Genomic DNA, 26,142 nt, shown 5'->3' on the forward strand with positions numbered 1-26,142 from the left:
TTTCCCACTCCCCCAGAACACACAGTTTCGGCAGTACGTGCCGGGTGTAGCCTCCGCGCAGGCGCCCGGACCGCCCACGGGTCGGTCGGCCACCGGGGGTACTGCCGCGAGCGGCGCCGGACGGCGGCAGCTTCGGAGATGGACAGCGCCGCCCAGCCAGAACACGTCGGCGAGCTGCTGATCATCCTCGGCCGCTCTTTCCCGTGGCAGCGCTGAGGGCGTACAGCTTGCCGTCGTCGTCGCCGAAGTAGAGAACGCCGTTCGCGACAAGGGGCGGCCCGTATGGGGTTTTGGCAGGATGGGTCCACATCGTGGCTCCGGTGCGGGCGTTGAGGGCGCGCATCGTGTTGTCGTCGCTGCCGATGTAGACGAGGTTGCCGGAGACGGCGGGCGAGTAATCGTTGCTGTGGGTGTCCCGACTCCATTTGATCTTGCCGTTGTGGAGGTCGAGAGCATAGATCTTCGTATCGCCGCCGTTGATGTAGAGGGTGTCGGCGGCGATGACGGGTGTGGAGTTGAGGTCGCCCCGCCCAAGTACTTGGACCCACTTCAGGTCGCCGGTGGCCTTGTTCAGGGCGTAGACGCGCTGGTCGTAGCTACCGACGTAGACAGTGTCGTCGCGGATGATGGCCCCTTCGCTGACCCCATCTCCGCCGACGAACTGAGTCCAGCGGACCGTACCGGTGGCCGCGTCCAGGGCGTAGAAGACGTCACCGTCGGCACCCACATAGAGGGTGCTGCCTTCGATGATCGGCCGGGCATCGAAGGCACCGTTGGCCTTCTTCTTCCAACGGACCTTCCCGGTGGCCGTGTCGAGTGCGTAGAGGGTGAAATCCTGGCTTCCTACATAGACCAGGCCGTCAGCGACAGCAGGTGAGGAGTAGAGGAGATCCTTGCCGACATGGCTGGTCCATCTGACGGCGCCTGTGGTGGCGTCGAGTGCGTAGACCAGATTCTCGTTGCACTCGATGTAGACGGTGCCGGGCACCGCGCTCCTGTTCCACCAGGCGCAGCAGGTCGAAGACGACATCTCGGGTAGGCACCAGCCGGCCGGACTGCATGCGCTGCACCGAGGTCTCCCCGCGCCCGGATCGCTGACCGAGCCACTGTGGCCCGCCTCCGCTGGACTCCGCGTCGTCGGGTGCGGGCGCCATCCGCTGCAGGTGTTGGGCGATGTCCCGCAGCTTCAGTGGGTGCTCGCCGCTCATCAGCGGTTGGAACACCGTCGCGCGCAGAGCCTTGCCCCACTCCCGCACTCCCCTCGGCAAGTCCTCGCCGATCGGCTCCACCGGCCGTCCGGGACGGGTCATCTTTCATTCCCCCCTGGACCAATCACTGGTCACCTTCTGCATCAATTCCGCGCCGGAAACGCTGGGAGCTGCCTCTTCCCGCCGCCGCAGGAGCTCACCATGACGCCTCATACCCCCGCCCCGCAGCCCAATGGTCAACCCCGTCCTCCCCGCAGCACCGCCCTGGCCGGAGCCGGTATCAGCAGCGTGGGGAGCCTGGCGGCCACGCTGGCCGGCGCTCCCTGGGGCATCGTGCTGGCCGTCGCTCTCAGCGGCCTGCTGATCGTGCTGGTGCAATCTGTCGTCCAGGGAATGATTCCCCAGGACTCAGCCGATCGTCTCTCCTGGTGGCAGGCCTACTGGAACCACCGCCGGGCACGCAGCCGGGCCACCGCCCTGCCCGAGCGTCGCCCCCCGGCATGACGACGGGCGGCGGCCGCGATCGATACACGGGACCAGCGATCTGTACCCCATCGAGATCACTGACGAGATGCGCCAGGCCATGGACACGGCCCGGCGGAAGGGACTGCAGACGGATCTGCGGACCCTCGCCGCCAACATCCGGGCCGCCGCGAGGGTCGGTACGCCGGCGCGGAGCCCGGATGGCAAGCCGGAGTCGAGTGGACGCTGCTGTGGATCGAGAACACCGCCAGTCAGCTGACCGAGGGCAGACCGTAGTTGGCTGGTGGGCGATGAGCAGCGCGCTGACCTGCTGTGGTCGGGGTCAGGGAGTGTCACCGGAGTAGTACAGGCGGCAGCTCACGCCCGAGCCCGGTGTGCGGGGTTCGCCGGGGTGCGGGTCGTACAGGGCGCGGCCGCCGGGCCACCGCGTCAGCTCGGTGGACAGGGCGACGCCGTCGTCGACTTCCTCGGTCCGCCATCCGTGGATGTCCAGCAGCAGGCCGTCCAGCGGTCCGCCGACCAGTTCGGCATACGTCCGGTGCGGGAGAGGACCGGGGTTGGGGTGGTCATGGTCGTGGCCGTAGACGCGGCCGTTCAGCAGCTGCTCGTCTCCGTTCATGCCGTCTAGCTTCGCAGCCGCCACCGACAACGCCCGCGTGGCTGCGGGCCCGGCCCGAGCCTGCTTCATCGAGGCCGGGCCGGGGCGGGCTGTAGCGAACGTGGTCTAGGTTGTGGCGATGGTTTCAGGCTGGCCATTGACCACTGGTGGCATTCAACCGTGGTGGAATCGGCCGGCAGGGACCGCAATCCTTCGATGAAGAAGACTCAGGACTCTGTGTGCTGCAGGAGCCTCCGAGCGATACCGGTGATCATCACCATGCGGAAGCGTGCCTCGTCGGCACTGGAGCGGCCGGGATGAGCGCCTTCTGGGTGCGAGATATCCCAAGTCCCTTGCAGGAGACGGCCCCAGTTCTCGGGCACGACCTTCTTCTGATCAACCATCCAGTTGACGGCGGCACCGCCCTTCTGGGTGCCCGAGTATCCATGACCATTGGCAACCTGGAGGATCAATTCTTCGAGCATCGGCCGGAGTGCACCGTTACTCGCCTCGTAGTTGTGGTGGTTGAGATTGTCGATCGCCTGCCTGTAGTGGTTGAGGGCGACGTCGTAGCCGACTGCGTCGAGCTGGGCCTCCAGAGCAGTGATCTCCTGGGCCATCTCCGTGCCGGGGGCTTCGGTGGGGCGGATGTGATAAACGACGGGCCCCTGATCAATCTCGATCACGCCGAACGGTCCGTCGGGCCTTCGAATGGTGGGGTCTTCCCACTGCAGGTCGTAACCGTCCGCGAGGAGTGCGTCCCTGAGCTGGAACAAGAGGCTCTCCGGGCCGTGCGTGTCAGGGTGCTGGAAGTCACCAGTCAGCTCCTTAGCGAACGCCAGCAGGCCCCTGTGGGCATCCTTATCCCCTTTCTGAACTGCTTTCCGAGCGTTCATCAAGGTCAGTTGCACCAGTCTCTCCTTGGAGGTGTTCTCGGTGATGAATCGGTCCAGATCAGCGGCGAGGAGGCTGGTGGTAATGGCGGTCTTGAGCCGCATGACGGCGATCTTGGTGAGGATGGCCAGGGTCGGGCTCGACAGGGTCTGCATGACGGACATCCTCTGCGAGCAATGTGCTCGTCGTCGCGTAGTTTTGCGGTAAGTCACCGCTCTGTTCGCTCAGTTGGAGGGCAGCCGGCGCGATGGGACATGTCCAGCCTGGTGATAGCCCGGGCTACCTGCGGTTCCGTCAGTGGTTTTCTGTTCTCCATGGTGAGCCGCATGAAGCGCCTGCGGTGCGGCCCCTTTAGACAGGAGGTGCGCACCGACCGCACCGTCACCGTGCGCATGCGCGCGTCGCGGTGCAGTGCGCAGTGCCGGGCGCACGGTGATGCGCACCGGTGCGGCGGCCGGGAGTGTGCGCACCGGATGCCGGGATGCCCCGCACTCATCGCTGGCGGCGTCGGAGCAGGCGTGCGGGTCGCCACGGGTTCGGTCGGCCGCCGGAGTACTGCCGCGAGCGGCGACGGACCGGCGGCGGCTTCGGAGACGGATACTGGGCCACGCGCAGCCGGGACGCGTCAGCGAGCCGTTGAAGGCGCTTCAGGTCCTCCGGCGAGAGGTACGGCGGGATCGGGTCAACCATGCGGGCCTCCATGCTTCGGCGAGTCGGTCCCCCGCACCCTCGCCCGTCCCCGCCGCTTCCAGAGCGTGCGCTCCGGCCGCGTCCCGGCAGCTGGCACGACGACTTCGCCGCCGTTCCGCCGGGCGGGCTCCGGTCTCCCTCAGCGGCTGCGGCCACCCGCTCCCCTGCCCTGATCCGGCTGCGCCGGATGGTGCTGCTGACTGCCCAGGTCGGCGGCCGGGGCCTGCCTCGTCTGGCCCGCCTGCTCTTCGACAATGCGGCCGCGGGCCTCTGCCGCGTAGGTGAGCGCGTCGATACGGGCGAGGTTCTGCGCCGAGGTCGCCCACGTCTCGGGGGCCGTCGTCCGGCCCTCCAGGTACTCCTGCGGCATCGCGGCCTGCTGGTGGGCCTGGATGGCAGCGGCCCGCTGCGCCGGAGTTAGAGCGGCGTCCCGGCCCGGGTGGTCGACGGCGTGCGGTGCGGCCGACGTGGTCACGACAGGCGCTTCGTCCCGTACGGCGGGCGGTGCGGTGAGGGCGGCCCGGATCGCGTTCTGCAAGGCGAGGCTGGCGACCCGGGCCCGTTCGTAGCGGGTCGACTCCGGGGCGGCTTGCCGTCGGTGCCCGCGATCCACCAGCGGATGGGCCAGGCGAAGTCGGCGGTGTAGGAGAGCTGATCCGGGGCCGGAATCCGCCGGCCCTTCTGCGGCACGGTGAGCTGGCGGCCATAGCGCACCAGTGCCCGGTCGGCGATGTGACCGTCGATGCCGGGCACATAGGCGCGGCCGCGCAGGGTTTCCATCAGATGCCGTCGCGCTTCGGCCAGGACGTGGCAGGTCGGATCGGGCCGGGCACCGGGCACCGGGCACCGGGCGCACTAAAGGCACGCATTCCGGCATCTCTGATTGCGGAACATGCTCAGAACTCTCCTGGTGATGGCCTGTAGCGCCTACGGGCCATCACCAGTCAGCGCCCTTAATATGCGAGGGGATGGAAGAAAATTCACCAAGTAGCACAAATCACTTCCAGGGCGGCATAAGGATCTGGGTGGTGGTGGCCGGTATCAGCTTGGCTCTGGCAGCATCCCTCACTCTGGCCAACGCCATGGGCGCAAAACCCGGCCGGGCAGCGACCCTCATCGGTGTCCTGGCCGGCCTGACCGGCTTTCTGGGGTCCGTCACCCAACTTCTGCGGGACAAACTGGCCGAGGTGCCCCGATGGCAGCGCGCCACATACGCAGTCGTGATCGGTTGTGTCTTTGCCGGCGGGGTCGTGGTACTCCTGCGCTTCCAGGCCCCACCGCCCCCGCTGCACCGGCTGACCGGTCCTCAGGACGTGGCCGTGGTCGGCTTCAAAGACCGTGACTCCGGGCAAGACCAGCAGCTTTTGGACGATGTCTCCTCGACCTTTGCCCAGGCACTGAGCAAGGCCCTTCCCAAGGGCACAGACGTACACGACTACGCAACGCAGTACGAGCTTCCGCTGAGCGAACTGCTCCATGGCGATCACCACCGCCTCGACAACCGCACCCGGAAGTTTGTCGGCCAGTCCAACGCCGCCATCCTCGTCGGCGGCATCGTCACCCCCGGTTCCGGCGGGCAGATCAACGTGCGCCCGGCTGTGTATGTCCGCGCCGACCAGGTGGCCGACGCCCCCGAACTCGCTGGCTGGTACACCAGCGAACCGGTCCCCGCGGACCAAAGCCTCGGCCTTGCCTACAGCCGGCGCGCCCTAGTGGCCGAGTTGGTCCGGCAAGCCAGCGGTCTTGCCCAGTTCACCTCCGCCCTAGACGCCTGGCACTCAGGCCGCACCACCGAAGCAGCAGCCGGCTTCGCCCGGCTGCTGCCCGGCAAAGGGGCGTCGGAACTGGATTCCGGCACTGGATTCGTCACCTCGGACCTTGTCCACCTGTTCCGGGGCCACGCCCTGGAACAAACCACTGTCAACGGACAAGCGGCTTCGCGTTCCGTACTGGAGTCCGCAGGCGCCGACTACCGGGCCATCCCGGCAGACTCTCCCATCCGGCTCCGGGCACAGCTCAGCCTGGCCGACAACATTTATCTGCGTGCGGTGACAGCGACAGACTGCGCTCCCGGAGCCCTGCGTGACTCGGACATCCCCGGCGTCACCTCCACCCTCCGACGGCTGATGTCCGACGCGAACTTCACCACGCTGGGCCGTCTCAAAGCCGCGGTCAACCTAGCCCAGGTGGAGTATTGCCGGATCAATGCGGGCCTCACCAACGACGACGGCACCATCGATGCCATTGTGCGGCGGGTCCGCGCCGCAGAGCCCGGCGTAGGCGTTCGCGAACTCAAGGCGCTAGCTGCCTCCATCGCCGCCCAGCGCGAGGCGGACCGAGGGCACCTGGAGGTCGCGATCTCCGGCATCCGGCAGGCACTCGCATTGGAGAGCCGATTCGTCGTTCGCGCCCAGTGGCTGGGATGGCTGGCCGCCTGGGCCTTCGCTCGATGCGACCTGGTCACCGGCGACCAAGCCGCGCGGGATTCTCTCGACCAACTGCGTAACGCCTTCCGCACCGGTGCCGCGAGCCGACAGGACTACGACGCGGACCGCAAGTACCTCGACCAGCAAAGAAACCAGGCCCGCGCGCAGTGCGGGTCTGGGAGCCCACAGTGAGCACATGAAAGGAAACCCTGATGAAGCGTCGACAACTAGTCGGATGGCTGGTGCTGCTGTCCATCACCGCCGCTGGATGCGACTCGGCGACCCAGGACGCCACACGTCGAACGAACACGACAACCGGAAACGCAGCAGAGAACCGACAAGCCGCAGACGCACGCACACCCAAACCGCACAAGGGCCCGAAACTGCCGGGGAAGTTCAGAAACCTCGCGGCAGGCGACGGCGCCGCCCCCGACTGTAAGCGAGATCTTTCCTCTCTGCCTGCGGAGTTCACCACCTCGCCCGCCGTATGGATGAGCACAATCCAGGGTCCCCGCAGCCTCGTGCTCAATAGCGAGAACGCGCTGTGCCTGCACGGCTTCACGGCCAAGCGAGCGGTCTCCGTCACCGTCTCTGACGGCCGCCATGGCTACACCACCACCGCGCAGCCCACCGCGGGCAAGCTCACCTTCGACCGGTACGAGCCTCCGGAGTCGCTTTTCAACGGTGCGCGGCTGCGGGTGTACGACATCGGCAGCGGCGTGATGCAAAGCGAGACCTGGGACTTCGTCCCGCAGTCCGCCGCCCGTGAAAGCCTGGCGGCAGCGGGCCACTTCACCATCAGCGCCGCCCAGGGCAGCACCACCGCCTCGTACAGGCAGTCGGTTGGCGTACCGACGAACCCTGAACGGGCACGGTTGCGCGGTGAGAACAAGCGCCGACTGGTCATCTACGGTTTCAAGCAGGGAGACACGATTCCCATCGGTCTCTACCAGCTGGCTGGCGAGGCGAGCGACCAGGCGACCCTCGTCCGACAGCTCGGCAGCGTCGTGATGCCCCGCTCGCGCACCGCCGTCTTCGCCGTCCCGCAATCAGCGGCGGGCAATACATACTGCATCACGGTACCCCTGGCCACGCAGTACAACTGCCCGTCCTTCTGATCCACTGGTCGGGGTGATCTCGAGTTGTTCGCCGCTGCCCACCTCGCGACCCATCAGACTTCGCTTCGTCGTCAGGTGCGGTGAGTAGTTGTCACAGAGGATCGCAATGCGCACGTCGATCGGGTGCTGTGAGCGCGGGTAGCGGGAGAACTTCGGGAACTTCGACCAGCTCTTGCCTTCTGACGTGCCCATAGAGCAGGTCTTTGGCAAGGTCGTAGGCGGCGAGCAGTGCTGTGCTGGTTGTGACGTCGTTCAGCGGCCCCGCGGTCGCGAGGAGACGCCGGTAGGGTGCTGAACGGGTCCGCTCCGAACGCAGTAGGCACACACCCACCACGCGGCCGTTCCACACCCGGCGTCGCTAGCCCGGGCAGTTTGGTCCGCCGATATCGCGAGCGGCTCCGCCGTCGCGAGGCGAGGGGCAGCGGGCATCGGCCCCAGGCGCACAGTCGGTCACAGAGCCTCGCTCGTGCCGGCGATAACGCGCAGCGCCTGTTCGCTCCCCCACGCGGCCGCTGCAGTGCACCTCGCGTCGTACGACTGTCTCGCCTGACGTCGAAAGATCGCGTCACACGCCTCTGTCCAGGGCCGGTTGAACCCCGGCGGCTTCGTCGTCCCTGGTGCTCCGTCGAAAGGACCGCCTGCCGCGCTCCGGAGCCATTGAGCGGCACGGACGCGGGTTATCCACAAGCATCGTCGAACGCGGCTCGCAGGCCTTCCAGGGAACGGGCGAGCTCGGCCCACGGGTCTTGTCTCATGCTCCATGACGGTATGCGTGCGCCGATTGAGGCGCTGAGATTTTGGCACTGCACCGGCAGTGGGGGCGGACGACCGTCACAAGTGCCTTTCCGTGACGCCCGCCGTGGCGTCGCTGTCCCACCTGCGAGTGACGCTCCCCAACAATGGGGCGAGGCGATGTGAGCCCGCTATGAGAACGACTGGCGACGTCGTGCGAATACTGCGGACAGGCAGCCACTCATGCCTCACCCGCCGCGCCGACCCGCACCAGGCACCTCCACCGCCACCCAACACACCCTCCCCTGTTGCTGGAGTCTCAAGTTGGGAGGGCTGCGTCAACACGCTCTGCGGCGGCGTCATTTCGGGTGTTCACCTGTCGTTGGCGGTTCCTCGATTCCCCAGCGGCGCGTCCCCTCCGCGAGCCTCAACAGGTGATGCGTCAGCCGACTTCCCTCTTACCGCGCAGAGAACCTAGTAAAGTTCGGCCGCATGAGCATCCCGAGCCCCAGAGGAGAACGAGAGAAGCTAATTACGGCTCTCGCTCCGAAGCTGCGCAGGCACCTGAAGATCCGCGCCTTTGAGCACGGAATGGACATCCAGGACGCGACCGAGCACGCCATCAAGGCCTGGTACGAAGCCGATGACGTCCCCGAAGTCGACACCGAGGGAGCCAAAACCTGGGGGACGTTCCTCCCAGTCGGCGGCCCAGACGAGTTCAAAGCCGCCTGCTCAGAGCGCGGCATCACCTACGTGCAGGGACTCGCGCAGGCGTTGACTCTGTGGCTCGACAACCATCCCTCCCCCACGACCCCCTTGGTGTCACAGCCGGTCGTGCGGGTCATAGTGGCCAACCAGAAGGGCGGCGTCGGCAAGACATTCATCTCCTCCGGCATTGCGCAGGCTCTCGCGGAGGCCGGCCATCGCGTCCTGATCATTGACTACGACCCTCAAGGGCACCTCACGGCTGAGCTCGGCTTCGAAGACCTCATGTATGAGGACGATGTCGAGACGCTGATGATGCACATGGACGGCACCGCGAAGGGCGATATCCACGACCTACTGGTCGCCTTGGACCAGAAGCGCTTCGGTGAGCGGCTGCATCTGCTTCCTGCGTCTGACGACGCGTTCCTGCGGGACGTCGCTCTGTCCAAGGTGAGCTTCAGCGAAGCCGCCTTGGAACGGGCCCTGGAGCCGCTGGAAGAGGACTACGACGTCATCATCATCGACGGTCCGCCCAGCCTTGGTCTGAACATGGACACCGCCTTGTACTACGTGCGCCGCCGCGAAGGTGAACTCGCGGACCGATCAGGCGTCATCACCCCGGTCTGGGCCAACAAGGCGTCCCACCGTGCCTTCCGCCTGCTGAAGTCCCAGAAGGACGACTTGTGCAAGAAGGGTCGGATCCAGGTCGACTACCTGGGCCTGATCATCAACGCGTACGACAGTCGGCGCGGCAAGCTCGTGAAGGAGAACAAGGATGAGTGGGAGAAGAGCAGTTCCCCGCCTGTTCTGGCGGTGATCGGTGACCTGAAGGAAGGCCGCGAGGCCGCTGATGGCGAGATCCCGCTGCTTGAGTACGCCCCGGACAGCGAACATGCGCAGGCGATGCGCGACCTGGCGAAGGAACTGGCGGTATGAGAGACACCAACAAGAAGGACGGCCAGCAGCGGGTCACGCGCGGCTTCAGCATTGATGAGGACAGGCCGGGCGGGGAACAGGAAGGACCGCGTCGCGTCCGGACTCGCTCACAGATCATGAACGGGGAGGGCAAGAGGCCCCCGGCCTCGGTGAAGCTGGCACTGCTGGCGCACAACCCGTTCAACCCGCGTGAAGAACTCACCAACCTCGAAGAGACCGCTGACTCGATGCGGGCCAAGGGGCAGATCCAGCCGGTCACTGTGGCGCGGCGCTCTGCCTTCCTGATGGCGCACCCGGGGCAGGAAGAGGCGCTCGCTGAAGCCGAGTACGTCGTCATCGACGGCAACCGGCGTCTGGCTGCCGCTCGTCTGGCTGGCCTCGAAGAGCTGCGGATCGACGTCAACGACGACCTGGCGGCTAGTGCAGCGGATCTCCTGGAGTCCGCGCTGATCGCCAACATCCACCGCGAGGATGTGGCTCCCCTGGACCAGGCGAAGGCGATCCAGGATCTCGTGAAGGTACACGGGTCGCAGGGCGAGGTGGCCAGGCGTCTGGGGAAGACGCCCCCCTGGGTGTCGCAGCGCCTGGCGCTCCTGGAACTCACGCCCGAGTTGCAGGAGCAGGTGGAGACAGGTGAGTTGAAGGTGGAACCGGCTCGCCGGATCGGTCGGCTCCCCAAGGCTCAGCAGGCGAGCGAGGCGAAGAAGGCCATCGAGGCTGCCAAGGCCCCTCGCCAGCGGCGCAAGCCTGCGGTGGAGCAGGCGAGCGAGGCCTCAGCCGTTAACGCCGTTAATACCCTCAAGGGCGGTGCGCCGGCGAGCTCCTCCGCGTCGTCGACCGTTAACGCCGTTAATACCCCGGAGACTCAGGCTCCGGAGAACGCGGCGCTGTCCGGAGCCGAACAGCCGCGTCGGCTGCCATACGACGATGCCTTCTCGGTGGTCACTCACCTGCACTTGAAGATGGAGCCGGCGGTCTTCGCCGACGGCGCACGCGTGTGGCTGCGGATCCTGCGCGAACAGCACCCGGACGCGTACGGCGCGCTGCTCCAGGAGCTGACCCAGCCAGAGCAGCAGCCTGCCTGAGTTCCCACAGCCCCTGAAACGCCAGAAGGCCCGTACGCCCCGAAGTTCGCGGGGCGTACGGGCCTTCTGGCGCGCTCACAGTCCTATGTCATGCCGCCCGAGTGGCGGTCTCGTATAGGGCTGTGTCGCTCGCCCGTTTCCTCGTGGTCGATGGTGGCCGCCAGGAGCGCGGCGATGTCGGTCTCATAGGGGTCGTGGTAGGCGGCGTGGTCGCTGACGACGAACAGCGTCGCCTTGGCCACGGCCCCGGAGCCTCCCTTCTGCAGCAGGGCGTTGAGGCGGTCGGCGTCGCGTTCCGTGTGGCGGCACTGGGTGTAGGGGCCGATCTGGAGCAGGAGCTGCCCGAATTCGCCGTGCGGGTACCGGGCGATGTGCACGGCGTAGTGGGCCTGCGGCATCGCGACGTCGTCGGGGAGGTCCAGGCCCGCCGCGGCGTGGGTGAGCATCCGGTAGGCCGGGTTCCAGGTACCGAGGATGGTCGACGTCTCGCAGCGCAGCCAGCCTTTGCTGGTGTAGCCGTCGGCATAGGGCACGTACGGGGTGTCAGGGTGGACCAGGGTGACGGCGATGACGTCGGGCCCATGGTCGTCGCCGGGGATCGGGTGGGCGCGCTCGATGAACGGGCCGATACCGATGGCGATGTCCTGGCCGCTGCCGGGCGTCCAGGGCTGCGGCTTCTTGCGGGCGGCGAGCATTGCACGGAACGCGTCGACGACGACCTGGTCCTCAGCGGTGAGGGTGCCGGGAGCGTGGCCGCAGCGGCGGAAGAGACGGCGCTTCACCAGGTGAACCTGCCTTCCAACTGGGGGACGGGGGTGCGGGCGGACCCGCTCGGGGTTCCGTATGCGCCCTCGCGAGGGTCGGTCGCGACCGTCAGTACTCGCGGTCGCGGCACCAACCTCGTGAGGCGGCGCAGCTAAGGGGTGGGTGTGCTCGCGTCGGCGGCCGCCGACTGGGCAGCGTTCGCCTCGAGTTCGGCGTGGCGCTGTCGGAGCTGGTCGATGGCCGCGTGATCGGTCAGGGCCGTGGTGATCAGATCGCGCTGGTACTCCATGCCGGCGACGACGCCACGGTGGTAGCGGCACTGGTCCTGAGCTTCGGCGCAGGCCAGGCAGTCCTCCCAGTTCATGTCGTCGTACGGTGCGCCCTCCGGCCCGGGAACTGTGGCGTGACGGGGGCGTTGGGGGAGGGGAAGAGGTAGGTGCGGGTTAACAGGTCCTCACGCCAGGTGGGCGGCAGCTCGGTGAGGTGGGCGGCCAGCGCTTGCGCGATGGCGGGGTAGTGGTCGTACAGGGATGACCACAGTCGTTTGGCCTCGGTGTCCGGGTCGCTGGCTGCGTTCAGCCAGTCGGCCTCCCGCGCGTAGTCGCGGATCTTCTCGCGCCGTTCCTCCCAGTGGCTGGTGTCGATCCCGGCCCGGATGGCCGCGCCCATGACGCGGGTGTCGTTGAGGAAGTCAGGGTCCATCTGGCGGTGGGCGAGGGTTTCGGCGGCGGCCGGGTCGCGGTCGGCGAGGGCGGCCAGGGCCTGGTCGGTGAGGAGGGCGGAGCGCTGCGTCCAGAAGTCCGCGTTGGCGTAGGCGGCACTCAGCAGCCGGGTGCGCAGGTGGGTGAGGCGGGTCGTGGTGTCCGTCATGGGGACTCTCTCGGTGAGTGGGCTGGTGCTGTGGGGCGGCCGGAACATGTCCACGGCCGCCCCACAGGTCAGGGTTGGGCGTGCGCGGCGGTTTCAGCCGCTGAGGCGGATCGGCATGAGGAGGTAGCGCAGCGCCTGGTCGTCACTGTCGTAGCCGCGCAGGACCGCGGGCTTGGTGGCGGTGGTGAACTGGAACTGGACGCGTTCGGCGTTCAGGGCGTTGAGGCCGTCGATCAGGAAAGACGGATTGAACGCGATGCTCAGCTCGCCGCCTTCGAGGCTGGTGTCGACGTTGTCGACGGCTTGGGCGTCGTCGCTCGTGCCGCCCTCCAGCACGAGGGTGCCTTCTGCCGTGAACGTGAGCTTGATCGGCGATTCCTTCTTGGTGGAGACCAGGGCGACGCGCTGCACGGCCGCCTTGAGCGCCGCGATCTCCACCGTGGCCTCGTGCTGAAACTCCGTGGGGAAGAGCGCCTCATACTTGGGGAGTTCGCCCTCCATGGCGCGGATGGTGGTGGTGTGGCACTCACCGCGCAGAGTGAACAGGCCCGAGCTCGCGGTGGGCAAGGCGATGTCGACGGTGGTGTCGTCGGCGACGGCCTTGGCGGCGTCGATGAGGGCCTTGGCCGGGATCACGGCGGTGCAGTCGGGCAGGTCGGCGTCCTTCCACGCCAGGGTGCGCACGGCGAACCGGTAGCGGTCGGTGGCGTGCAGGGTGAGGGTGCCCGCCTCGTTGTCGTGGCGCAGGCCGATGCCGGTGAGCAGCGGCAGGGTGTCGTCCTTGCCGACCGCGCTGGCGACCTGGGCAACCGCTTCGGCGAGGTCTGCCCCGGCGAGGGTGCCGGTGGTGGCGCCCGGGGCGGGCAGGGCCGGATATTCCTCTAGGGGCAGCGTCGGCAAGGTGAAGCGGGCTGATCCGGCGCGCAGCAGCATGCGGCTGCCGGTGAGTTCGAGGTGCACGTCGCCGCGGATGGTGGCGATGATGTCGGACAGCAGCCTGCCGGAGATCAGGGCGCGGCCGTTCTCGGTGACGGTGGCGGGGGCACCGGTGTCGGCGGACACCTCGTAGTCGAAGGCGCTGACGCGCAGCCAGTCCTCGTGTGCGTCCAGGAGGATGCCGGCCAGGACGGGGGCCGGCGGGCGGGCGGGGAGGCTGCGGGCGGCGTAGCCGACGGCGGCGGCGAGGTGTTCCTGTCCGATGGTGAGCTTCACGGGCGGATCCCTTCAGGGGTGGCGTGGAGGTCCAGGAGGAGCTGTTCGGTGCCCGGGGCCGCGGCGGCATGGAAGATCTGTGGGCGGGTGGGCGGCATGACCGGGGTGGCGGCATCGCCGACGTCGACGGCGAGCTGGCCGGCGTCGGCGAGGGCCCGGGCCCGGGTCGTGGCGCGGGTGACGGCGTGGTGCCCGGCGTCCAGGTGGAGGTGGCAGCTCTGGCACATGGCGCGCAGATTCGCGGGGTCGACGTGTTCGGGGGTGTGATCGAGGTGGGCGGTGGTGAGGCAGACGGTGCTGCCGGTGCCGTACGCCGGAGCGCCGTGACGGTTGGGGCAGCGGCCGGGGTGGGTGCCCCGGCCGCATTCGCCCTCGCACTCGCACCGCCATCCGGCCCGTTCCTTGATGGTCAGGGAGATCTGGGGCCAGTCGGGCGGGTAGCGGTGGACGTTCTCGGGCCGGATCGGCACCGCTCTATGCCGTGAGGGCGTGCACGAGCCGGTCGTAGTTGCGCTGCTGGTCCTTGGGGGTGAGGGGCTGGCGCGGCATCGGCCCGTTGAGCTCGCGGTCCAGGCGCACGATGCGGGCCTGGTTCACGGTCAGCGGCTGGTGGCGGGCGGCCGCGGCGCGTTCGCGGCGGGCCTGGTCCCGGTCGGCGAGGACATTGATCCAGTCCGGTCCGAGCCGGTCGGTCAGGCGGTTGCGCAGGTCGGTGCGCTGGCCGGGGGTGGTCGCAGCCCAGATCCCGTGCCGGGTGAGGTGTTTGTTGGCCAGCGCCCACTTCAGGCAGTCGGTGGCGATGGGGCAGCCGGCGCACGCCCGGCGGGCCTGTGCCAGCCGCTTGTCGGTCGCGGCCCGGTCGGCGGCGCGGTCGCCGTTGGTGAAGTCGAACAGTCGCGGGGTGAGCTGGCAGCGGGTCGGGGTGGAGCTGTGCGGGAAGGCGAAGCGGGCGGCCTGGTTCGAGGCCGTGGGGGTGGTGTCGGTGCGGCTCATGACGTGACCTCCTGGAACAGCTCGGTCAGGTGGGGGAGTTGGGTGAGGACCTGCTCGAAGACAGGGAGCGGGACGCGCCATGGTCCGAGCGCCCCGCGGCACGGCACGGGCAGCGGCAGAGCGTGGACGTCTTCCAGCTGCACGTGGAAGCAGCCGTGCTGCGCCCACGGAGAGCACGGGCCACCGGTGTCGGTGTAGGCACCGTGGCTGCCGGTGATCCGGGCGACGGCCAGGACCGCGCTGAAGTGCAGCTGGTGGCCGCGGATCGTGCGGGCCACGAGCGGGTCGCGCAGCGCGTGCCGGTCCATGCCTGACTCGGCACCGGCGTGCAGCAGGCGCCAGCCCGGCGCCCACGCCTTGGGCCGGTTCTCGATCCGCTTCTCGCCGTGAACGATGCACGCCGTCCAGGGCTGCTTGATGGTGATGCCGCGAATGACGTCGGGGGCGTACAGGATGGGGGTCCTCATACGATCGCCCCCAGGCTGGCGGTGCCGGGACGGCCATTACGGCGGCCGTTGACGGACGCCGCTGTGGCGTGGGAGCGGTCGGCGAGGACGGCGCGGCCGGTGTGCTTGCCCGCGTACATGGCGGCGTCGGCGGCCCGCAGCAGCAGGGACAAGTCGGTGGTGCCGACCGTGTCGGGGGTGGCGGCGCCGATCGAGACGCCGACGTCGACCAGATGGCCGTCGCCGATGTCGACGGGGCGGGTGAGCGCGGCGGCGAGCTGGTCCAGGCGCAGCCCCCGGCGCGCGGTGCCGATCCGTACCGCGAGAGCGAACTCGTCTCCCCCGAGCCGGCCGACTACGCCGCGGCTGCCCGCCCATGCGGTGAGCCGGGCCGCGGTCGCGGCGAGCACGCGGTCGCCAGCGGCATGGGAGAAGTTGTCGTTGATCTGCTTGAAGTGGTCGACGTCGCAGATCAGGACCATCGCGGCCGTCGTGTAGCGGGCGGTCAGCGCGGTGGCCCGGGCGGTGTAGCCGTCGCGCCCGTGCAGGCCGGTGAGCGGGTCGCGGCGGGCGGCGGCGAGCTGGCGGTGCAGGCTGACGGCGTGGACGGTCCAGCCGGTCAGCGGCACCGCGGCCGCGGCGATGACGAATGTGCGGGACGGCTGCCCTAAGGCGCCGGGTATGGGCATCATGGGATCTCCTCCCGCCCGTGCGGGCGGACAAAGGGAAGAGGCGCACCCCGGGCTGTCCAGGCGTAGGGGTGCGCCTCTTTGCTGTGTGATCTCGTGAGGTGCGGCCTTGAGTAGTGCTTCGCCGGCGTCAGTCGACGAGGTCGTCCTCGGCGGCGCCGTGTTGTGTCAGCCGGAGTGCCGCCCCGGGTTCTGTGTGGTGTCGGGCCCTCAGATGGCCGCGAGCGGCCGGCCCAGCGGGGCGACGGGCCGGACGGTGCGGCAGTCATCGTGGCTGTCGTCGTGCACGGACTTGCCGTGGGTGGGCCGCAGTTCGGCGAGGATCTCGATCAGCATGTCCTCGCTGTCGAGGACGATGTCGGTGTAGCCGTGGCCGCAGGTGCACGGCACGATCAGGGTGAGCACGTCGACGGCGCCGTCGGCCTCGCTGATGCGCAGGGTGTGGTGCAGCCACAGCCCGCCGTCCAGCCAGGCCGTCGCGGCCGGCTCGAAGGCGAAGCCGGCGGAGTGCAGGGCGGGGTGGCCGGTCCAGTCCATGGCGTCCAGCACCGTGCCGAGCGTGTCCGGGTAGGCGTTGTACACGTAGTGCGCGGCGGCCGTGACGGCGTCTTCGCACTGTTCGTCCTCGGTCGGCTGGCCGATGCCCTCCGCCATGTCGAGCAGGTGCGCCACGGGCGAGTCGGCCGCGTATGGGCGGGGCGTCGCGGTGAGGGTGTCGTGCATGTCGAGTCCCTTCCAGCTGTGCCGGGCCGGGCTGTCCGGTCCTGCGCCCGCTCGCGCCTCGCCGTCGGGCGGCGGGGTGGGAGGGGACGCAGGACCGTCAGACCAGGACCGGCGGCCACGAGAAAGGAGGGCGAGGGCGACCAGGCTCAGGTCGACCGCGAGCCGCAGCTGGCGGTAGTTGCGCATGGCGATGGTGGACAGGACGCGGATGCGGGTGGGGCCTGCCGATCCGGCGGCGCGGTCGGGGAACGAGCACGAGTGATCTCCTTCTCGCGTTGGGGAACAGCGCCGCGCCCCGCCAGGGGTTTCTGGCGGGGCGCGGCTTGGATGATCAGCGGGGTTGATGCGGGGGTCAGTGCCTGGGTTGCTGAAGTCCGGTGCGGGTGGCAGGCGTTGCGTCCGAGCAGTCCGTGGGTCGTATACGCCGTCGTTGGTCATCGGAGGGCTGCGAGGGCGGCGGCGATGGCGGCAGCGAGCGTGAGGGTGGCGGTGAAGGCGATGGCGGCGCGGGTGAGGGCGGTGGGGTAGCTGGCGCCGTCTAGGCGGGCGAGCTTGGCTGCTCCGGCGGCGGCCAGGAGCGCGATGACGAGGATGAGGGCGATGGTGAGCAGGACGGTGGCGAGCACGGGTTCCTCCGCGGTATGGCCGGCCGGAGTGCCGACGGACATGAAGGTCGCGGTTTTGGTGTTCACCGGTGTTCGCTGTGGACGGTGTTGAACAATGCGGTGCAATGCTGAACACACCGCGGTGATGGGACGGCGGAGGGCACGACGCAGGGGGAGCGCGGGCATGACGCCTGAAGAGGCTGTGGCGCAGTTGCGTCAGCGAGTTGACCGGGCGAGGGTCGCGGCCGGCCTGACCAAGACTGCGTTAGCTGAACGCACTGCTCAGGGACGAGTGAAGGTCTCCCGCGGGACGGTGCAGCAGTTCTTTCGTGCTGACGGGCCGATGCCGAGCATGGACACGGTCACCGCGCTCGCGACGGTACTGAAACTCGATGTCCAGGATCTGCTCGATCTCCGTGATGTAGCTGCGGGAAGTGCGGACGTGGCGGATGAAGCAGTGCCGCCTGGACCCGCGCCCAAACCTGGCGGTGGACCGAGCAGCGTGCTCAGGGACGGTCCGGGGCCCGAGCCGCGGCTGGTCGGGCCGATCCCTCCGGCCGCGTTGGCTTTCCAGCACCGTGCAGAGGCCGACCAGTTGCGGGCAATGCTGGAGGACGGCGGGACCGCCGTCCTCGAGGGCCGGTCAGCGGGCAGGATCCCGGTAGCGGGTGCGCTGGTCGGCCTGGGAGGTGTCGGCAAGTCCCAGCTCGCCGCTGACTACGCCCGCACGGTGCTCGCCGACGGGACAGTGGATCTGGTGGTGTGGGTGACCGCCACCGAACGGCCAGCGATCATCGACCGCCTCGCGCAGGCTGGCCGTGAACTCTGCGCGAGTGGATTGGCAGATCCGGAGCAGGCCGCCCGCGCTTTCCTAGCGTGGCTCGCCCCGAAACGGTCGGCTGCACCACTGCGGTGGCTGGTAGTACTGGATGACCTCACCCTCCCCGGGGACATGAACGACCTGTGGCCGCCGGCCAGCCCCCAGGGACGCACCCTGGTCACCACCCGCCGCCAGGACGCAGCGCTCACCGGGCCCGGCCGAAACCGCCTCCAGGTCGGCCTGTTCACCCCCGGGCAGGCCATCGCCTATCTCTCCGAAGCCCTCGCCGCGTACGAACGGACCGCGCATGACGAGGACCTCGCAGCATTGGCCGCGGCCCTCGGCCACCTGCCGCTCGCCCTGTCACAGGCTGCCGCCTACCTCGCCGACACCGGCAGCACCATCAGCGCGTACCGGCAGGCCCTCGCCGACCGGGCGACCGCGCTGCACGACCTCGCCCCCGACCTGCTGCCCGACCAGCAATCACACACGGTCGCCGCCGCATGGGCACTGTCCATTGACCACGCCGACACCCTCAAGCCCGAAGGCCTCGCCCGCCCCCTCCTCCAGCTCGCCGCCTGCCTCGATCCGTACGGCATCCCGGCCACCGTCCTAACCAGCGGGCCCGCCCGCACCTACCTCGCACACCACCGCACTTCCCGGCCCGACAATCAGCCAGCTGAGAGCAGAACCAAGTCGGCAGCGGAGGTTGAACCGGTCTCGGCAGCGGAGGTGGAACGGGCGATCAGCGCACTGCGTCGGCTCAGCCTCCTTACCTACACCCCCGACACACCCGCGACCGCCGTACGCGTCCACCAACTTCTCCAGCACGCCGTCCGCGACACCCTCACCCCTGATCAAAGGTACGAAACCGCCCACGCCGCAGCTGACTCGCTGATCGACGCCTGGCCCGACATCGAACGCGACACCCAACTCGCCCAAGCCCTACGCGCCAACACCACCGCTCTCACAGCACAAACGGAAGCCGAACTGCACCGGCCCAACGCGCACAGGGTGCTGCACCGCTCAGGCCACAGCCTGGGCGAAGCAGGACAGGTCACCGCCGCCCGCGACCACTTCCAGTACCTCACCAAAACGACCCACCGTCACCTCGGCCCCGACCATCCCGACACCCTCACCACCCGAGGCAACCTCGCCACCTGGCAGGGACAGGCGGGAGACGCCGCCGGAGCGGCCAAAGCGTACGCCGACCTCCTAACACACATGATCCGGGTACTGGGTCCCGACCACCCCGCCACCCTCCCCACCCGAAGCAACCTCGCCAGTTGGAGGGGAGAGGCAGGAGACGCCGCCGGAGCCGCCGAAGCGTACGCCGACCTGCTCACCGATCTGATCCAGGCACTGGGCCCCGACCACCCCGCCACCCTCACCACCCGAAGCAACCTCGCCACCTGGCAGGGACAGGCAGGAGACGCCACCGGAGCCGCCGAAGCCTTTACCGACCTGCTCACCGATCGGATCCGGGTACTGGGCCCCGACCATCCCGACACCCTCATCACCCGAAGCAACCTCGCCAGTTGGAGGGGAGAGGCAGGAGACGCCGCCGGAGCCGCCGAAGCCTTTACCGACCTGCTCACCGATCGGATCCGGGTACTGGGCCCCGACCACCCCGACACCCTCATCACCCGAAGCAACCTCGCCACCTGGCAGGGACAGGCAGGAGACGCCACCGGAGCCGCCGAACCGTACGCAGGCCTCCTAACACACATGATCCGGGTACTAGGCCCCGACCATCCCGACACCCTCACCACCCGAAGCAACCTCGCCACCTGGCAGGGACAGGCAGGAGACGCCACCGGAGCCGCCGAAACGTACGCCGACCTCCTAACACACATGATCCGGGTACTAGGCCCGAACCACCCCGCCACCCTCACCACCCGAAGCAACCTCGCCAGTTGGAGGGGAGAAGCAGGAGACGCCACCGGAGCCGCCGAAGCCTTTACCGACCTGCTCACCGATCGGATCCGGGTACTGGGCCCCGACCACCCCGACACCCTCACCACCCGAAACAACCTCGCCACCTGGCAGGGACGGGCAGGGGACGTGAGCGGAGCTGCCGAAGCGTACGCCGACCTGCTCACCGATCGGATCCGGGTACTGGGCCCCGACCACCCCGACACTCTCACCACCCGAAACAACCTCGCCACCTGGCAGGGACGGGCAGGGGACGTGAGCGGAGCTGCCGAAGCGTACGCGCAACTCCTTGCTGCTCAGCAACGACTCAACGGCGAGGATCATCCCGATACATTCGCGGCCTGGGGCAGCTACGCATACTGGCGAGGTCAAGCAGGGGACACAGCAGAAGCCATCGCCGCAACCACACAACTGCTGGAGCGAATGACAGAGGCTCTAGGAGACGATCACCCGCACCTCCAGGTCCTACGGCACAACCTTGCCTATTTGCGCGATCACAGCTGACCTTCGAGTTAGGCGGCCAGCCGGTGCGCGGCCGCGGTGGTGATGTAGCTGGAGGGGGCGGCTGGGGTGCCGTCGTGGCATTCCAGGCAACTGCCGAGGGTTTTCAGCGGGATGCAGTGGAAGTAGCGGCGGCCGCAGAGGGGGCAGGTCTGCCGGGCGGCCATCGCCTTGTCGAGCGCGAGTTCTTTCGCGAGCGTCATCGGCAGCTTCGGTTTCGCCAGGTCGATCCTGTACAGCCAGGCGAAGCGCTGGCCGCCGCGGCATTCGATCCGCGCGACGGGATCCTGGCCGCCGGGACGCAGCCCCATCTCCCGCAGCTGCCTGCGGGTTGCCAGGTTCTGGTGTCCGGCCTGCTTCCACCTAAAGACTGGTAGGGAGCCGTCGCCGGGATCGTGCGGGTCGACGTCGACCAGGTCGACGCCTTCGTGCTGTGGGGCGCCCATCATCGCCACCAGGCACGGGGCAGCCGCCGGGGCCGGTGCGAGTAGCGGGGGCCGGGCCGGTGCGGGCGGGGCCTGCCGATCCGTCGTCGGGGAACGAGCACGAGCGATCTCCTCCAGCAGGTCGTGGACAGCACCGCGCCCCCGACAGAGACGGTGTGGCGGGGGGGAGGTGCGGGTTCGGCAAGGTCAGGCGGTGCCGAAGGCCGTGTGCGTGCTGTGCGGGCCGGGCGTGGTGGGGGCGGTGTGTCCCGGGGCGCGGGGTGTTCGGCTGCTGCGGCGCGGGTGCGTCGCCGATGTGGGTGCCGATGTAGTAGCCGGCTAGCAGGCCCAGGATGAGAAGCACCTTGTGCCGGTTGGCTCGCCACCAGGTGGGGGCCGGGGGCTCCGTGAGGATGCCTATGACGGTCGGGCCTTTCGCCAACGCACGATCTCCTTCTGTCTCGGGGAAACGGGGCGGCCGGGCAGCCTGTCCGGACTTCGCGCTCTCGCGGCTGTACGCGAGCAGGGCGAGGACCAGGCGGAACACCCGGAGATCGGCGCGTGGTGGGAGCCGGGGGCCCGTTGGGCCCCTACACGCTGCGGGCCCGCGCCCCGTGAAAGGGGTGCGGGCCCGCAGCGGCAGGATGGGATCTAGTCGGAGGGAAGTCGCTTGCCGGTGTCGCCGTCGTAGGCGACGCCGGTCGGGGACAGCCGGATTGTCCGGGACTGCGCCCGGGCGCCCTCCTTCCATGTCTTGCCGCCGACCGCGATGTTCACGGTGATGTCCGCGAGCGGGTCCTTGACCGGGAGCGAGAGCTCGGGGGTCTTGGGGTACCAGCGGTCATTGCCCCGCGTGGTGTAGGCGCTCTTGCCGGAGGCGTCGATGCGCAGGTACTTCGCGTTGCGGTCGAAGTAGGAGCGCAGTTCGATGACGACCCGCTCCCGGTCGCTGCTCCACTGGGCGATGAGATCGGTGCTGATGCCGTCGAGCTGGACGGTTGCCCCGGATCGGCCCTTGTAGGCGGCGGCTTTGGCCTGGCGTTCCTGCTGCTTCTCATTGTCGGCCGCGTACTGGTAGACGCCTGCGATCGTGATGCCCAGGGCGGCGATCGCGGCGACGTAGGGCCAGGTCCGCCGGCGCGGTTGCGGCTGCGGGGCGGCCTGGGGTTCGGGTGTGTACGGCTGGGGGCCGCGGTGCCATTGCGGGGACGTGCCGTCGTCGGTCTTCTCGAACCATGCAGCGTCGTCAGTGCCCATGCGGGCGACCGTAGCGCGCAGTTGCATGGCCTGTCCGGGCTCTCCACTGAGATCGGCTACCTGTGCCCGGGTCTCCAACCAGGCAAGCGTCTGGGCGGAGTTGAGGCCGTGGGTGGTGATGTCCTCCCGCTCGTAGAGAGCGGCGAGCTGGGAGGCTTCGTTGAACCGGTCTTCGAGCGCGGCCTGGAGGACGCGCTCGTGCCGGGTGAGGTCGCCGATGACGTTCGGAGGCAGGCTCTCCCAGTCCCAGGTGTCGTTGGCGGTGGTGAACGGGGCGTGCAGGTCCTCGGTCGGGTGGACGGCGCCGGTCTCTTCGCGGCTCGATGCCGTGACCGGTTCCGCCAGGGCGGTGGCGGCCTGTTCCACGGCCAGGTCCTGCTGCGCCAGTTCCTCGGTAGCGGCCTGTTGTGCTCGCCGGCGCCGCGACGACGTGTCGGTCAGTGTGATCTCGTCTTCGGTGAGGATCGTCTGGACGACGTCGATGTAGTCGGGGCCGACCTTCCACACTGCCTGGCCGGGTTCGAGGGTGGGGATGATGTCGATGAGCGACTGGGGGAGTCCCAGCAGGGCGCCGACGATCGCGGCTTCCTCCGGTCCGAGGCGTCCGACGTGGGCGATCTCGCACAGCTTGGCCAGGTCTTGCGCCTTGCCCTGTCCGAGGTCGGACAGGGTGTGCATCACCACGTCCAGACTCAGGGCGGCCTTGCGGCTGTTCTTCAGCAGGCGCTGGATGAGTTCGCTGGTGGCCGGGGACAGCAGGATTTGCCAGGCCTCTTCGAGGACCAGGTGGCGGTGCACGGCGGTGGACTGGGGCAGCCATACGTGTTCAGCCCAGCAGGAGATCGCGGCCATCAGGGAGGGGATCGCCGGGGAGTTGCGGTCCAGTCGGCTGAAGTCGAAGGTCAGGATGGGCAGGTCGGTTTCGGGGAGGCTGGCGTCCTGGCCGTCGAACAGGCCGGTCAGTGAGCCTTCGGTGTAGCGGGACAGGGCGATCGCCGGGCCCTCGCCCCACTCGGTCAGCTTGGCGGCCGGCCAGCGGCCGTCCTGCGGCGTCACCAGCGCGTCGACCAGCCCGTTGAGCGAGGTTGCCTTCGGGTGGGCGAGGGCGTGCTGGAGGGCGTGGGCGGCCTGGACGGTGAGGGCGCCCGGCTCGACGGCGGTGATCAGGGAGCGCACCAGCTGTTCGCGGACCTCGCGCGGGAACAGCTCGCTGCACGGGTTGAGGGTGAAGGAGCCGGCCTCGATGACTCGGCCCTCCAGCGAGCGGGCCAGCGGCGCCCACTCGCCGCTCGCGTCCTCGCCGAAGGAGTCGATGACGACGTACTGGTGGGCGTTGTCGAGGATCTCGCGGCGGGCCCTCGTCTTGGCCGTCGTGGACTTGCCGGAGCCGAGACCTCCCAGCGCGAGCGAGTTCGTGGAGGGGAGGATCGCGGCGTCGGTCAGGACGGGGGAGAGGTGGAAGGCGCGGCCGTCCAGCAGGGAGCGGCCGATCGGGATGCCGGGGAAGGTGGTGTTGGAGGCGATGAGGGGTGCGGTGATCGCGGCGTGGTTGGAGGGCAGGCGGATCACAGGATCGCCCCTTTCCGGGTGGATGCTCCGTGCGGGGTGGTCATCACGTGGGCGCGGTGCTGCTGGCCGGGCAGCCAGTCGAGGCGGATGCGGTGCCGGTCGGCGGCCAGGGATGCATGCCAGCGGGTGTCGGTGACGGCCTCGGGGCTGTCGCCCCACACCGTGAGGTAGCCGTCGAGGTCGACGAGGGTGGCGCCTTGCACGAGGGCACCGTGTCGGGTGCCGCTGGCGATGGCGTTGGCGTCCTGCTTGACCTTGTCGGCCGTAAACGCCTCGGAAGCCGCCTCCTGCCACTTCGCGGAGCGGCGCGACGCCGCCACGGGAAGCGGCCGGTACAGCACGGCGAAGGAGCGCTCTGCCTGGTCGTCGAGCAGGAGCTTGCCCATCAGGTCGCCGCCGGTCTCGTCCGGCCAGCCGGTGATGCGGGCGGTGGCCGCGTACCGGCCGTCCTCGAGGCCGACCCAGCCGGGGCCGCGGTCGACAACGACGGGCAGCGGTTCGGGGTCGAGGGGGGTGAGGGAGCCGAGGCGGGCGAACTCGCCCTCCAGCGTGGCCAGGATCCGGTCGGGCTGGCCGGCCAGTCCTTTGGGGACGTGCACGGAGAGGGTCTGGGTGTGGTCGGTGTACGCGCCGACCGCGGCGTGGTGGGTGACGTGCACTTGGACGCCCGCCTGGCGGGCCTGCCCGGCCGCGAACGTCAGTGCCTTGGAGAACGCGTCGTGGAAAGCGGTGCGCCGCGCATCGTCCTGCATGGTGCCGTGGCCCGGGTACAGGGCCCATGTCGCGGTGGCGCCGGGCTGGTTGGTCATGGAGGCGGGTGCGGTGCGCTCGCGCAGGTGCCGGTATCCGACGGTCGCCCACCGGGCCATCGAGCGCGGGCCGGGGGCGAGGTTGAGCGCGGCCGCGGCGGCGCCGACCGCGCCGAACGCCCACACGGGGGGCGGGGAGATCATCGCGGACGCGAGGACGGCGCTTCCGACACCGGCGTTCACCCGTGTCAGCAGAGTCTCCGCCGGGCTCAGTCCGCGCTGGAGGGCGGGGATGCGGTAGCCGGGTGTCAGGGAGTACATCGGAACAACCTCCGGAAGTCTGGGGGTGAGCCGAGCCGGGCCCGGCCCCTCCCTAGCGATGCAGGGGGGAGGGGCCGGGCCCGGCTGGACTCGTTACGGGGTGGGCCGTCGCCGACGGGGCGCTGGCGGCGGGGAAGTGGCTGGGGTCTGGCCGCCGTTGGCGTCCGGGTTGCGCTGCTGTCGGCCGGGGAGGTTGTAGGCGGCGCGCACTCGACTGCGGCGGTCGGCGTCCCGGTTCGCCTCGCTGACGGCGGACTGGGTGGTCAGCCGTCCCGGCCGCCGCTGCTGCCTCACGCCATACGCGGCGAGCAGGACCCCGCGGTCCTGGTGCGCGGCCCGGCCTGGGGTGTCGATGATGCGGCGCGGCCGGCGGGCGTTCTCCCGCTCGTAGATGTCCGGGGCACCGGCCCGGACGACCGCGTGGGCCAGCCGGTTGTCGGTGCGCCGTTCCACAAACGTCCGGGCTCCGCGCGCGATCCGGGGTCCGAAGTAGGGGATCCCGTGGAAGATCATGCGCAGCATCAGGGCGTCCGCGGCGAGCAGGAGGACGGTGTCGACCACGAGGGAGCCGTGGGCGAGGGCGACGAACGGGGAGACCAGGAGCAGGGCGAACGGGCAGAGCATGAGCCCGAGCAGGCGCATCGCCCACGTCTTCACGGCCGTCGTGTCGCCCCCTCGGGCCAGCGAAGCCAGCACGAGGGGAGCCATGCACACGAACGCGAGGATGCCGAGGTTGCGGGTGAGGAAGACCAGCCCGGCGGGGGCGAGCGCGACCACCAGGGCGGAGATCAGCAGGAGCCGTGTCAGCGGCACGTTGGTGTCCGCGCCGTTCTGGATGTCTTCCACGATGACCTTGAACAGGGTCGACTCGTTGCTGTTGAACGCGGCCGTGAACGCTGCGCTCACGGCCTTGTTCAGCATCATTACCGCCCCCGGGACCGCCGCCATACCGGCGACGGCCGCCAGGGTCCAGCCGGTCGACGTGCCCATCTGGCGCAGGCGCGGTGCGCCCTGCCAGGCGGTCAGGCCGCATACGACGATCACGCACACGAAGATGGCGACGGCCAGGTGCTGACCGAGCCACAGGAACGGCTCGTACAGGGCACTGTCCGCGCTCTTCGGCGCCCACGCGTCCTTCGGCGCGACCAACGCGTTGATCTTCTTTAGGAGGCTCTCCGCGGTCTTTTGGACGTTGTCGGCGGCCCCGTCGGTGAGGCTGGTGCCCCCGCCGGTGCCGCCGCTGGAGGGGAGGTTGTGATCCTCCTCGCAGAGCTTTCGCACCGGTTGAGTGAGGTAGCGGCAAGGATTGTCTTTGTTGCCCTCCGATTCGCAGATCTCCAAGGCCTGGCCGGTGAGCAGACTGCAGTTGTCGTTCTTGCCCGCCATG

Annotated in this window: 23 protein-coding genes and 2 pseudogenes; 7 read left to right on the forward strand and 18 right to left on the reverse strand. The window is 69.1% G+C overall.

Annotated features, from left to right (window positions below):
• Positions 1–181 precede the first annotated feature (181 nt).
• Positions 182–1,030: a PQQ-like beta-propeller repeat protein gene (locus OG841_RS47670; RefSeq protein WP_371571286.1), complete on the reverse strand. Its 849-nt coding sequence runs from the start codon at positions 1,028–1,030 to the stop codon at positions 182–184.
• Between the two features lie 379 nt (positions 1,031–1,409).
• Here OG841_RS47670 and OG841_RS47675 point away from each other — a divergent pair, with 379 nt between their 5' ends.
• Positions 1,410–1,712 carry a hypothetical protein gene (locus OG841_RS47675; protein ID WP_371571288.1) on the forward strand — a complete coding sequence of 101 codons (303 nt, stop codon included), beginning with the start codon at positions 1,410–1,412 and terminating at the stop codon, positions 1,710–1,712.
• A gap of 301 nt (positions 1,713–2,013) precedes the next feature.
• Here the strand turns inward: OG841_RS47675 and OG841_RS47680 are convergent, their stop codons facing one another.
• From OG841_RS47680 to OG841_RS47690, 3 genes are all read right to left on the reverse strand, one after another.
• Entirely contained in the window at positions 2,014–2,310 is a 297-nt protein-coding gene (locus tag OG841_RS47680; RefSeq protein ID WP_331724823.1) for a hypothetical protein, read from the reverse strand.
• A 206-nt stretch (positions 2,311–2,516) separates the two neighbouring features.
• A complete protein-coding gene (locus OG841_RS47685) occupies positions 2,517–3,338 on the reverse strand; it encodes a hypothetical protein (protein ID WP_371571291.1) in 822 nt (273 codons plus the stop codon).
• A 674-nt stretch (positions 3,339–4,012) separates the two neighbouring features.
• Positions 4,013–4,486 (reverse strand): hypothetical protein, encoded by a 474-nt coding sequence (locus tag OG841_RS47690; RefSeq protein ID WP_371571294.1) that lies wholly within the window; start codon positions 4,484–4,486, stop codon positions 4,013–4,015.
• A gap of 415 nt (positions 4,487–4,901) precedes the next feature.
• On the opposite strand from OG841_RS47690, the gene OG841_RS47695 reads away from it, so the two are divergent.
• The 4 genes from OG841_RS47695 to OG841_RS47710 all read left to right on the forward strand — a co-directional run bounded on the left by OG841_RS47695 (position 4,902) and on the right by OG841_RS47710 (position 10,875).
• Positions 4,902–6,491 carry a hypothetical protein gene (locus OG841_RS47695; protein WP_371571296.1) on the forward strand — a complete coding sequence of 530 codons (1,590 nt, stop codon included), beginning with the start codon at positions 4,902–4,904 and terminating at the stop codon, positions 6,489–6,491.
• 20 nt (positions 6,492–6,511) lie between these two features.
• Positions 6,512–7,417 (forward strand): hypothetical protein, encoded by a 906-nt coding sequence (locus tag OG841_RS47700; protein WP_331724764.1) that lies wholly within the window; start codon positions 6,512–6,514, stop codon positions 7,415–7,417.
• Between the two features lie 1,224 nt (positions 7,418–8,641).
• Positions 8,642–9,790 carry a ParA family protein gene (locus tag OG841_RS47705; protein WP_331724765.1) on the forward strand — a complete coding sequence of 383 codons (1,149 nt, stop codon included), beginning with the start codon at positions 8,642–8,644 and terminating at the stop codon, positions 9,788–9,790.
• Entirely contained in the window at positions 9,787–10,875 is a 1,089-nt protein-coding gene (locus OG841_RS47710; RefSeq protein ID WP_331724766.1) for a ParB/RepB/Spo0J family partition protein, read from the forward strand. The genes OG841_RS47705 and OG841_RS47710 overlap by 4 nt, the downstream gene beginning before the upstream one ends.
• Positions 10,876–10,958: 83 nt before the next feature.
• Here the strand turns inward: OG841_RS47710 and OG841_RS47715 are convergent, their stop codons facing one another.
• From OG841_RS47715 to OG841_RS47760, 10 genes and pseudogenes are all read right to left on the reverse strand, one after another.
• On the reverse strand, positions 10,959–11,657 hold the full coding sequence (locus OG841_RS47715) for a hypothetical protein (RefSeq protein ID WP_331724767.1): 699 nt from the start codon (positions 11,655–11,657) through the stop codon (positions 10,959–10,961).
• A 134-nt stretch (positions 11,658–11,791) separates the two neighbouring features.
• Positions 11,792–12,004, reverse strand: coding sequence for a hypothetical protein (locus tag OG841_RS47720; RefSeq protein WP_331724768.1), 213 nt, complete (start codon positions 12,002–12,004; stop codon positions 11,792–11,794).
• Complete coding sequence (locus OG841_RS47725) at positions 12,001–12,510, reverse strand: hypothetical protein (protein ID WP_331724769.1); 510 nt, start codon at positions 12,508–12,510, stop codon at positions 12,001–12,003. Before OG841_RS47725 ends, OG841_RS47720 begins: the two co-directional genes overlap by 4 nt.
• Positions 12,511–12,603: 93 nt before the next feature.
• Positions 12,604–13,722 carry a DNA polymerase III subunit beta gene (gene dnaN / locus OG841_RS47730; protein WP_331724770.1) on the reverse strand — a complete coding sequence of 373 codons (1,119 nt, stop codon included), beginning with the start codon at positions 13,720–13,722 and terminating at the stop codon, positions 12,604–12,606.
• Positions 13,723–13,871: 149 nt separating this feature from the next.
• Positions 13,872–14,192: pseudogene (locus tag OG841_RS47735) on the reverse strand (hypothetical protein); the annotation flags it as partial.
• A 4-nt stretch (positions 14,193–14,196) separates the two neighbouring features.
• Entirely contained in the window at positions 14,197–14,715 is a 519-nt protein-coding gene (locus OG841_RS47740) for a WhiB family transcriptional regulator (RefSeq protein WP_331724771.1), read from the reverse strand.
• Positions 14,712–15,182, reverse strand: a complete 471-nt coding sequence (locus OG841_RS47745; RefSeq protein ID WP_331724772.1) for a hypothetical protein — start codon at positions 15,180–15,182, stop codon at positions 14,712–14,714. The genes OG841_RS47740 and OG841_RS47745 overlap by 4 nt, the downstream gene beginning before the upstream one ends.
• Positions 15,179–15,853 (reverse strand): GGDEF domain-containing protein, encoded by a 675-nt coding sequence (locus OG841_RS47750; RefSeq protein ID WP_331724773.1) that lies wholly within the window; start codon positions 15,851–15,853, stop codon positions 15,179–15,181. Before OG841_RS47750 ends, OG841_RS47745 begins: the two co-directional genes overlap by 4 nt.
• A gap of 207 nt (positions 15,854–16,060) precedes the next feature.
• Positions 16,061–16,759, reverse strand: a complete 699-nt coding sequence (locus OG841_RS47755) for a hypothetical protein (protein ID WP_331724774.1) — start codon at positions 16,757–16,759, stop codon at positions 16,061–16,063.
• A gap of 248 nt (positions 16,760–17,007) precedes the next feature.
• Entirely contained in the window at positions 17,008–17,265 is a 258-nt protein-coding gene (locus OG841_RS47760; RefSeq protein WP_331724775.1) for a hypothetical protein, read from the reverse strand.
• Between the two features lie 97 nt (positions 17,266–17,362).
• On the opposite strand from OG841_RS47760, the pseudogene OG841_RS47765 reads away from it, so the two are divergent.
• Positions 17,363–17,572 (forward strand): annotated as a pseudogene (locus OG841_RS47765) (helix-turn-helix domain-containing protein); the annotation flags it as partial.
• Between the two features lie 108 nt (positions 17,573–17,680).
• Positions 17,681–20,437 (forward strand): tetratricopeptide repeat protein, encoded by a 2,757-nt coding sequence (locus tag OG841_RS47770; protein WP_371571353.1) that lies wholly within the window; start codon positions 17,681–17,683, stop codon positions 20,435–20,437.
• Positions 20,438–20,445: 8 nt separating this feature from the next.
• Here OG841_RS47770 and OG841_RS47775 read toward each other — a convergent pair whose 3' ends face one another.
• From OG841_RS47775 to OG841_RS47790, 4 genes are all read right to left on the reverse strand, one after another.
• Positions 20,446–20,880, reverse strand: coding sequence for an RRQRL motif-containing zinc-binding protein (locus OG841_RS47775; protein ID WP_371571356.1), 435 nt, complete (start codon positions 20,878–20,880; stop codon positions 20,446–20,448).
• A gap of 630 nt (positions 20,881–21,510) precedes the next feature.
• A complete protein-coding gene (locus OG841_RS47780; RefSeq protein ID WP_331724778.1) occupies positions 21,511–23,685 on the reverse strand; it encodes a hypothetical protein in 2,175 nt (724 codons plus the stop codon).
• On the reverse strand, positions 23,682–24,755 hold the full coding sequence (locus OG841_RS47785; RefSeq protein WP_331724779.1) for a hypothetical protein: 1,074 nt from the start codon (positions 24,753–24,755) through the stop codon (positions 23,682–23,684). The genes OG841_RS47780 and OG841_RS47785 overlap by 4 nt, the downstream gene beginning before the upstream one ends.
• Before the next feature lie 93 nt (positions 24,756–24,848).
• A complete protein-coding gene (locus OG841_RS47790) occupies positions 24,849–26,141 on the reverse strand; it encodes a hypothetical protein (RefSeq protein ID WP_331724780.1) in 1,293 nt (430 codons plus the stop codon).
• Between the last annotated feature and the right edge of the window lies 1 nt (position 26,142).

Source organism: Streptomyces canus, from assembly GCF_041435015.1.
Classification (GTDB): domain Bacteria; phylum Actinomycetota; class Actinomycetes; order Streptomycetales; family Streptomycetaceae; genus Streptomyces; species Streptomyces canus_G.

What these genes read in the sequence shown, in the direction of transcription:
- OG841_RS47670 (WP_371571286.1), bottom strand. Translation starts at nt 1,030, where the DNA reads ATGTCGTCTTCGACCTGCTGCGCCTGGTGGAACAGGAGCGCGGTGCCC.
- OG841_RS47675 (WP_371571288.1), top strand. Translation starts at nt 1,410, where the DNA reads ATGACGCCTCATACCCCCGCCCCGCAGCCCAATGGTCAACCCCGTCCT.
- OG841_RS47680 (WP_331724823.1), bottom strand. Translation starts at nt 2,310, where the DNA reads ATGAACGGAGACGAGCAGCTGCTGAACGGCCGCGTCTACGGCCACGAC.
- OG841_RS47685 (WP_371571291.1), bottom strand. Translation starts at nt 3,338, where the DNA reads ATGCAGACCCTGTCGAGCCCGACCCTGGCCATCCTCACCAAGATCGCC.
- OG841_RS47700 (WP_331724764.1), top strand. Translation starts at nt 6,512, where the DNA reads ATGAAGCGTCGACAACTAGTCGGATGGCTGGTGCTGCTGTCCATCACC.
- OG841_RS47705 (WP_331724765.1), top strand. Translation starts at nt 8,642, where the DNA reads ATGAGCATCCCGAGCCCCAGAGGAGAACGAGAGAAGCTAATTACGGCT.
- OG841_RS47710 (WP_331724766.1), top strand. Translation starts at nt 9,787, where the DNA reads ATGAGAGACACCAACAAGAAGGACGGCCAGCAGCGGGTCACGCGCGGC.
- OG841_RS47720 (WP_331724768.1), bottom strand. Translation starts at nt 12,004, where the DNA reads ATGAACTGGGAGGACTGCCTGGCCTGCGCCGAAGCTCAGGACCAGTGC.
- OG841_RS47725 (WP_331724769.1), bottom strand. Translation starts at nt 12,510, where the DNA reads ATGACGGACACCACGACCCGCCTCACCCACCTGCGCACCCGGCTGCTG.
- OG841_RS47740 (WP_331724771.1), bottom strand. Translation starts at nt 14,715, where the DNA reads ATGAGCCGCACCGACACCACCCCCACGGCCTCGAACCAGGCCGCCCGC.
- OG841_RS47745 (WP_331724772.1), bottom strand. Translation starts at nt 15,182, where the DNA reads ATGAGGACCCCCATCCTGTACGCCCCCGACGTCATTCGCGGCATCACC.
- OG841_RS47750 (WP_331724773.1), bottom strand. Translation starts at nt 15,853, where the DNA reads ATGATGCCCATACCCGGCGCCTTAGGGCAGCCGTCCCGCACATTCGTC.
- OG841_RS47755 (WP_331724774.1), bottom strand. Translation starts at nt 16,759, where the DNA reads ATGCGCAACTACCGCCAGCTGCGGCTCGCGGTCGACCTGAGCCTGGTC.
- OG841_RS47775 (WP_371571356.1), bottom strand. Translation starts at nt 20,880, where the DNA reads ATGGGCGCCCCACAGCACGAAGGCGTCGACCTGGTCGACGTCGACCCG.
- OG841_RS47785 (WP_331724779.1), bottom strand. Translation starts at nt 24,755, where the DNA reads ATGTACTCCCTGACACCCGGCTACCGCATCCCCGCCCTCCAGCGCGGA.
- OG841_RS47790 (WP_331724780.1), bottom strand. Translation starts at nt 26,141, where the DNA reads ATGGCGGGCAAGAACGACAACTGCAGTCTGCTCACCGGCCAGGCCTTG.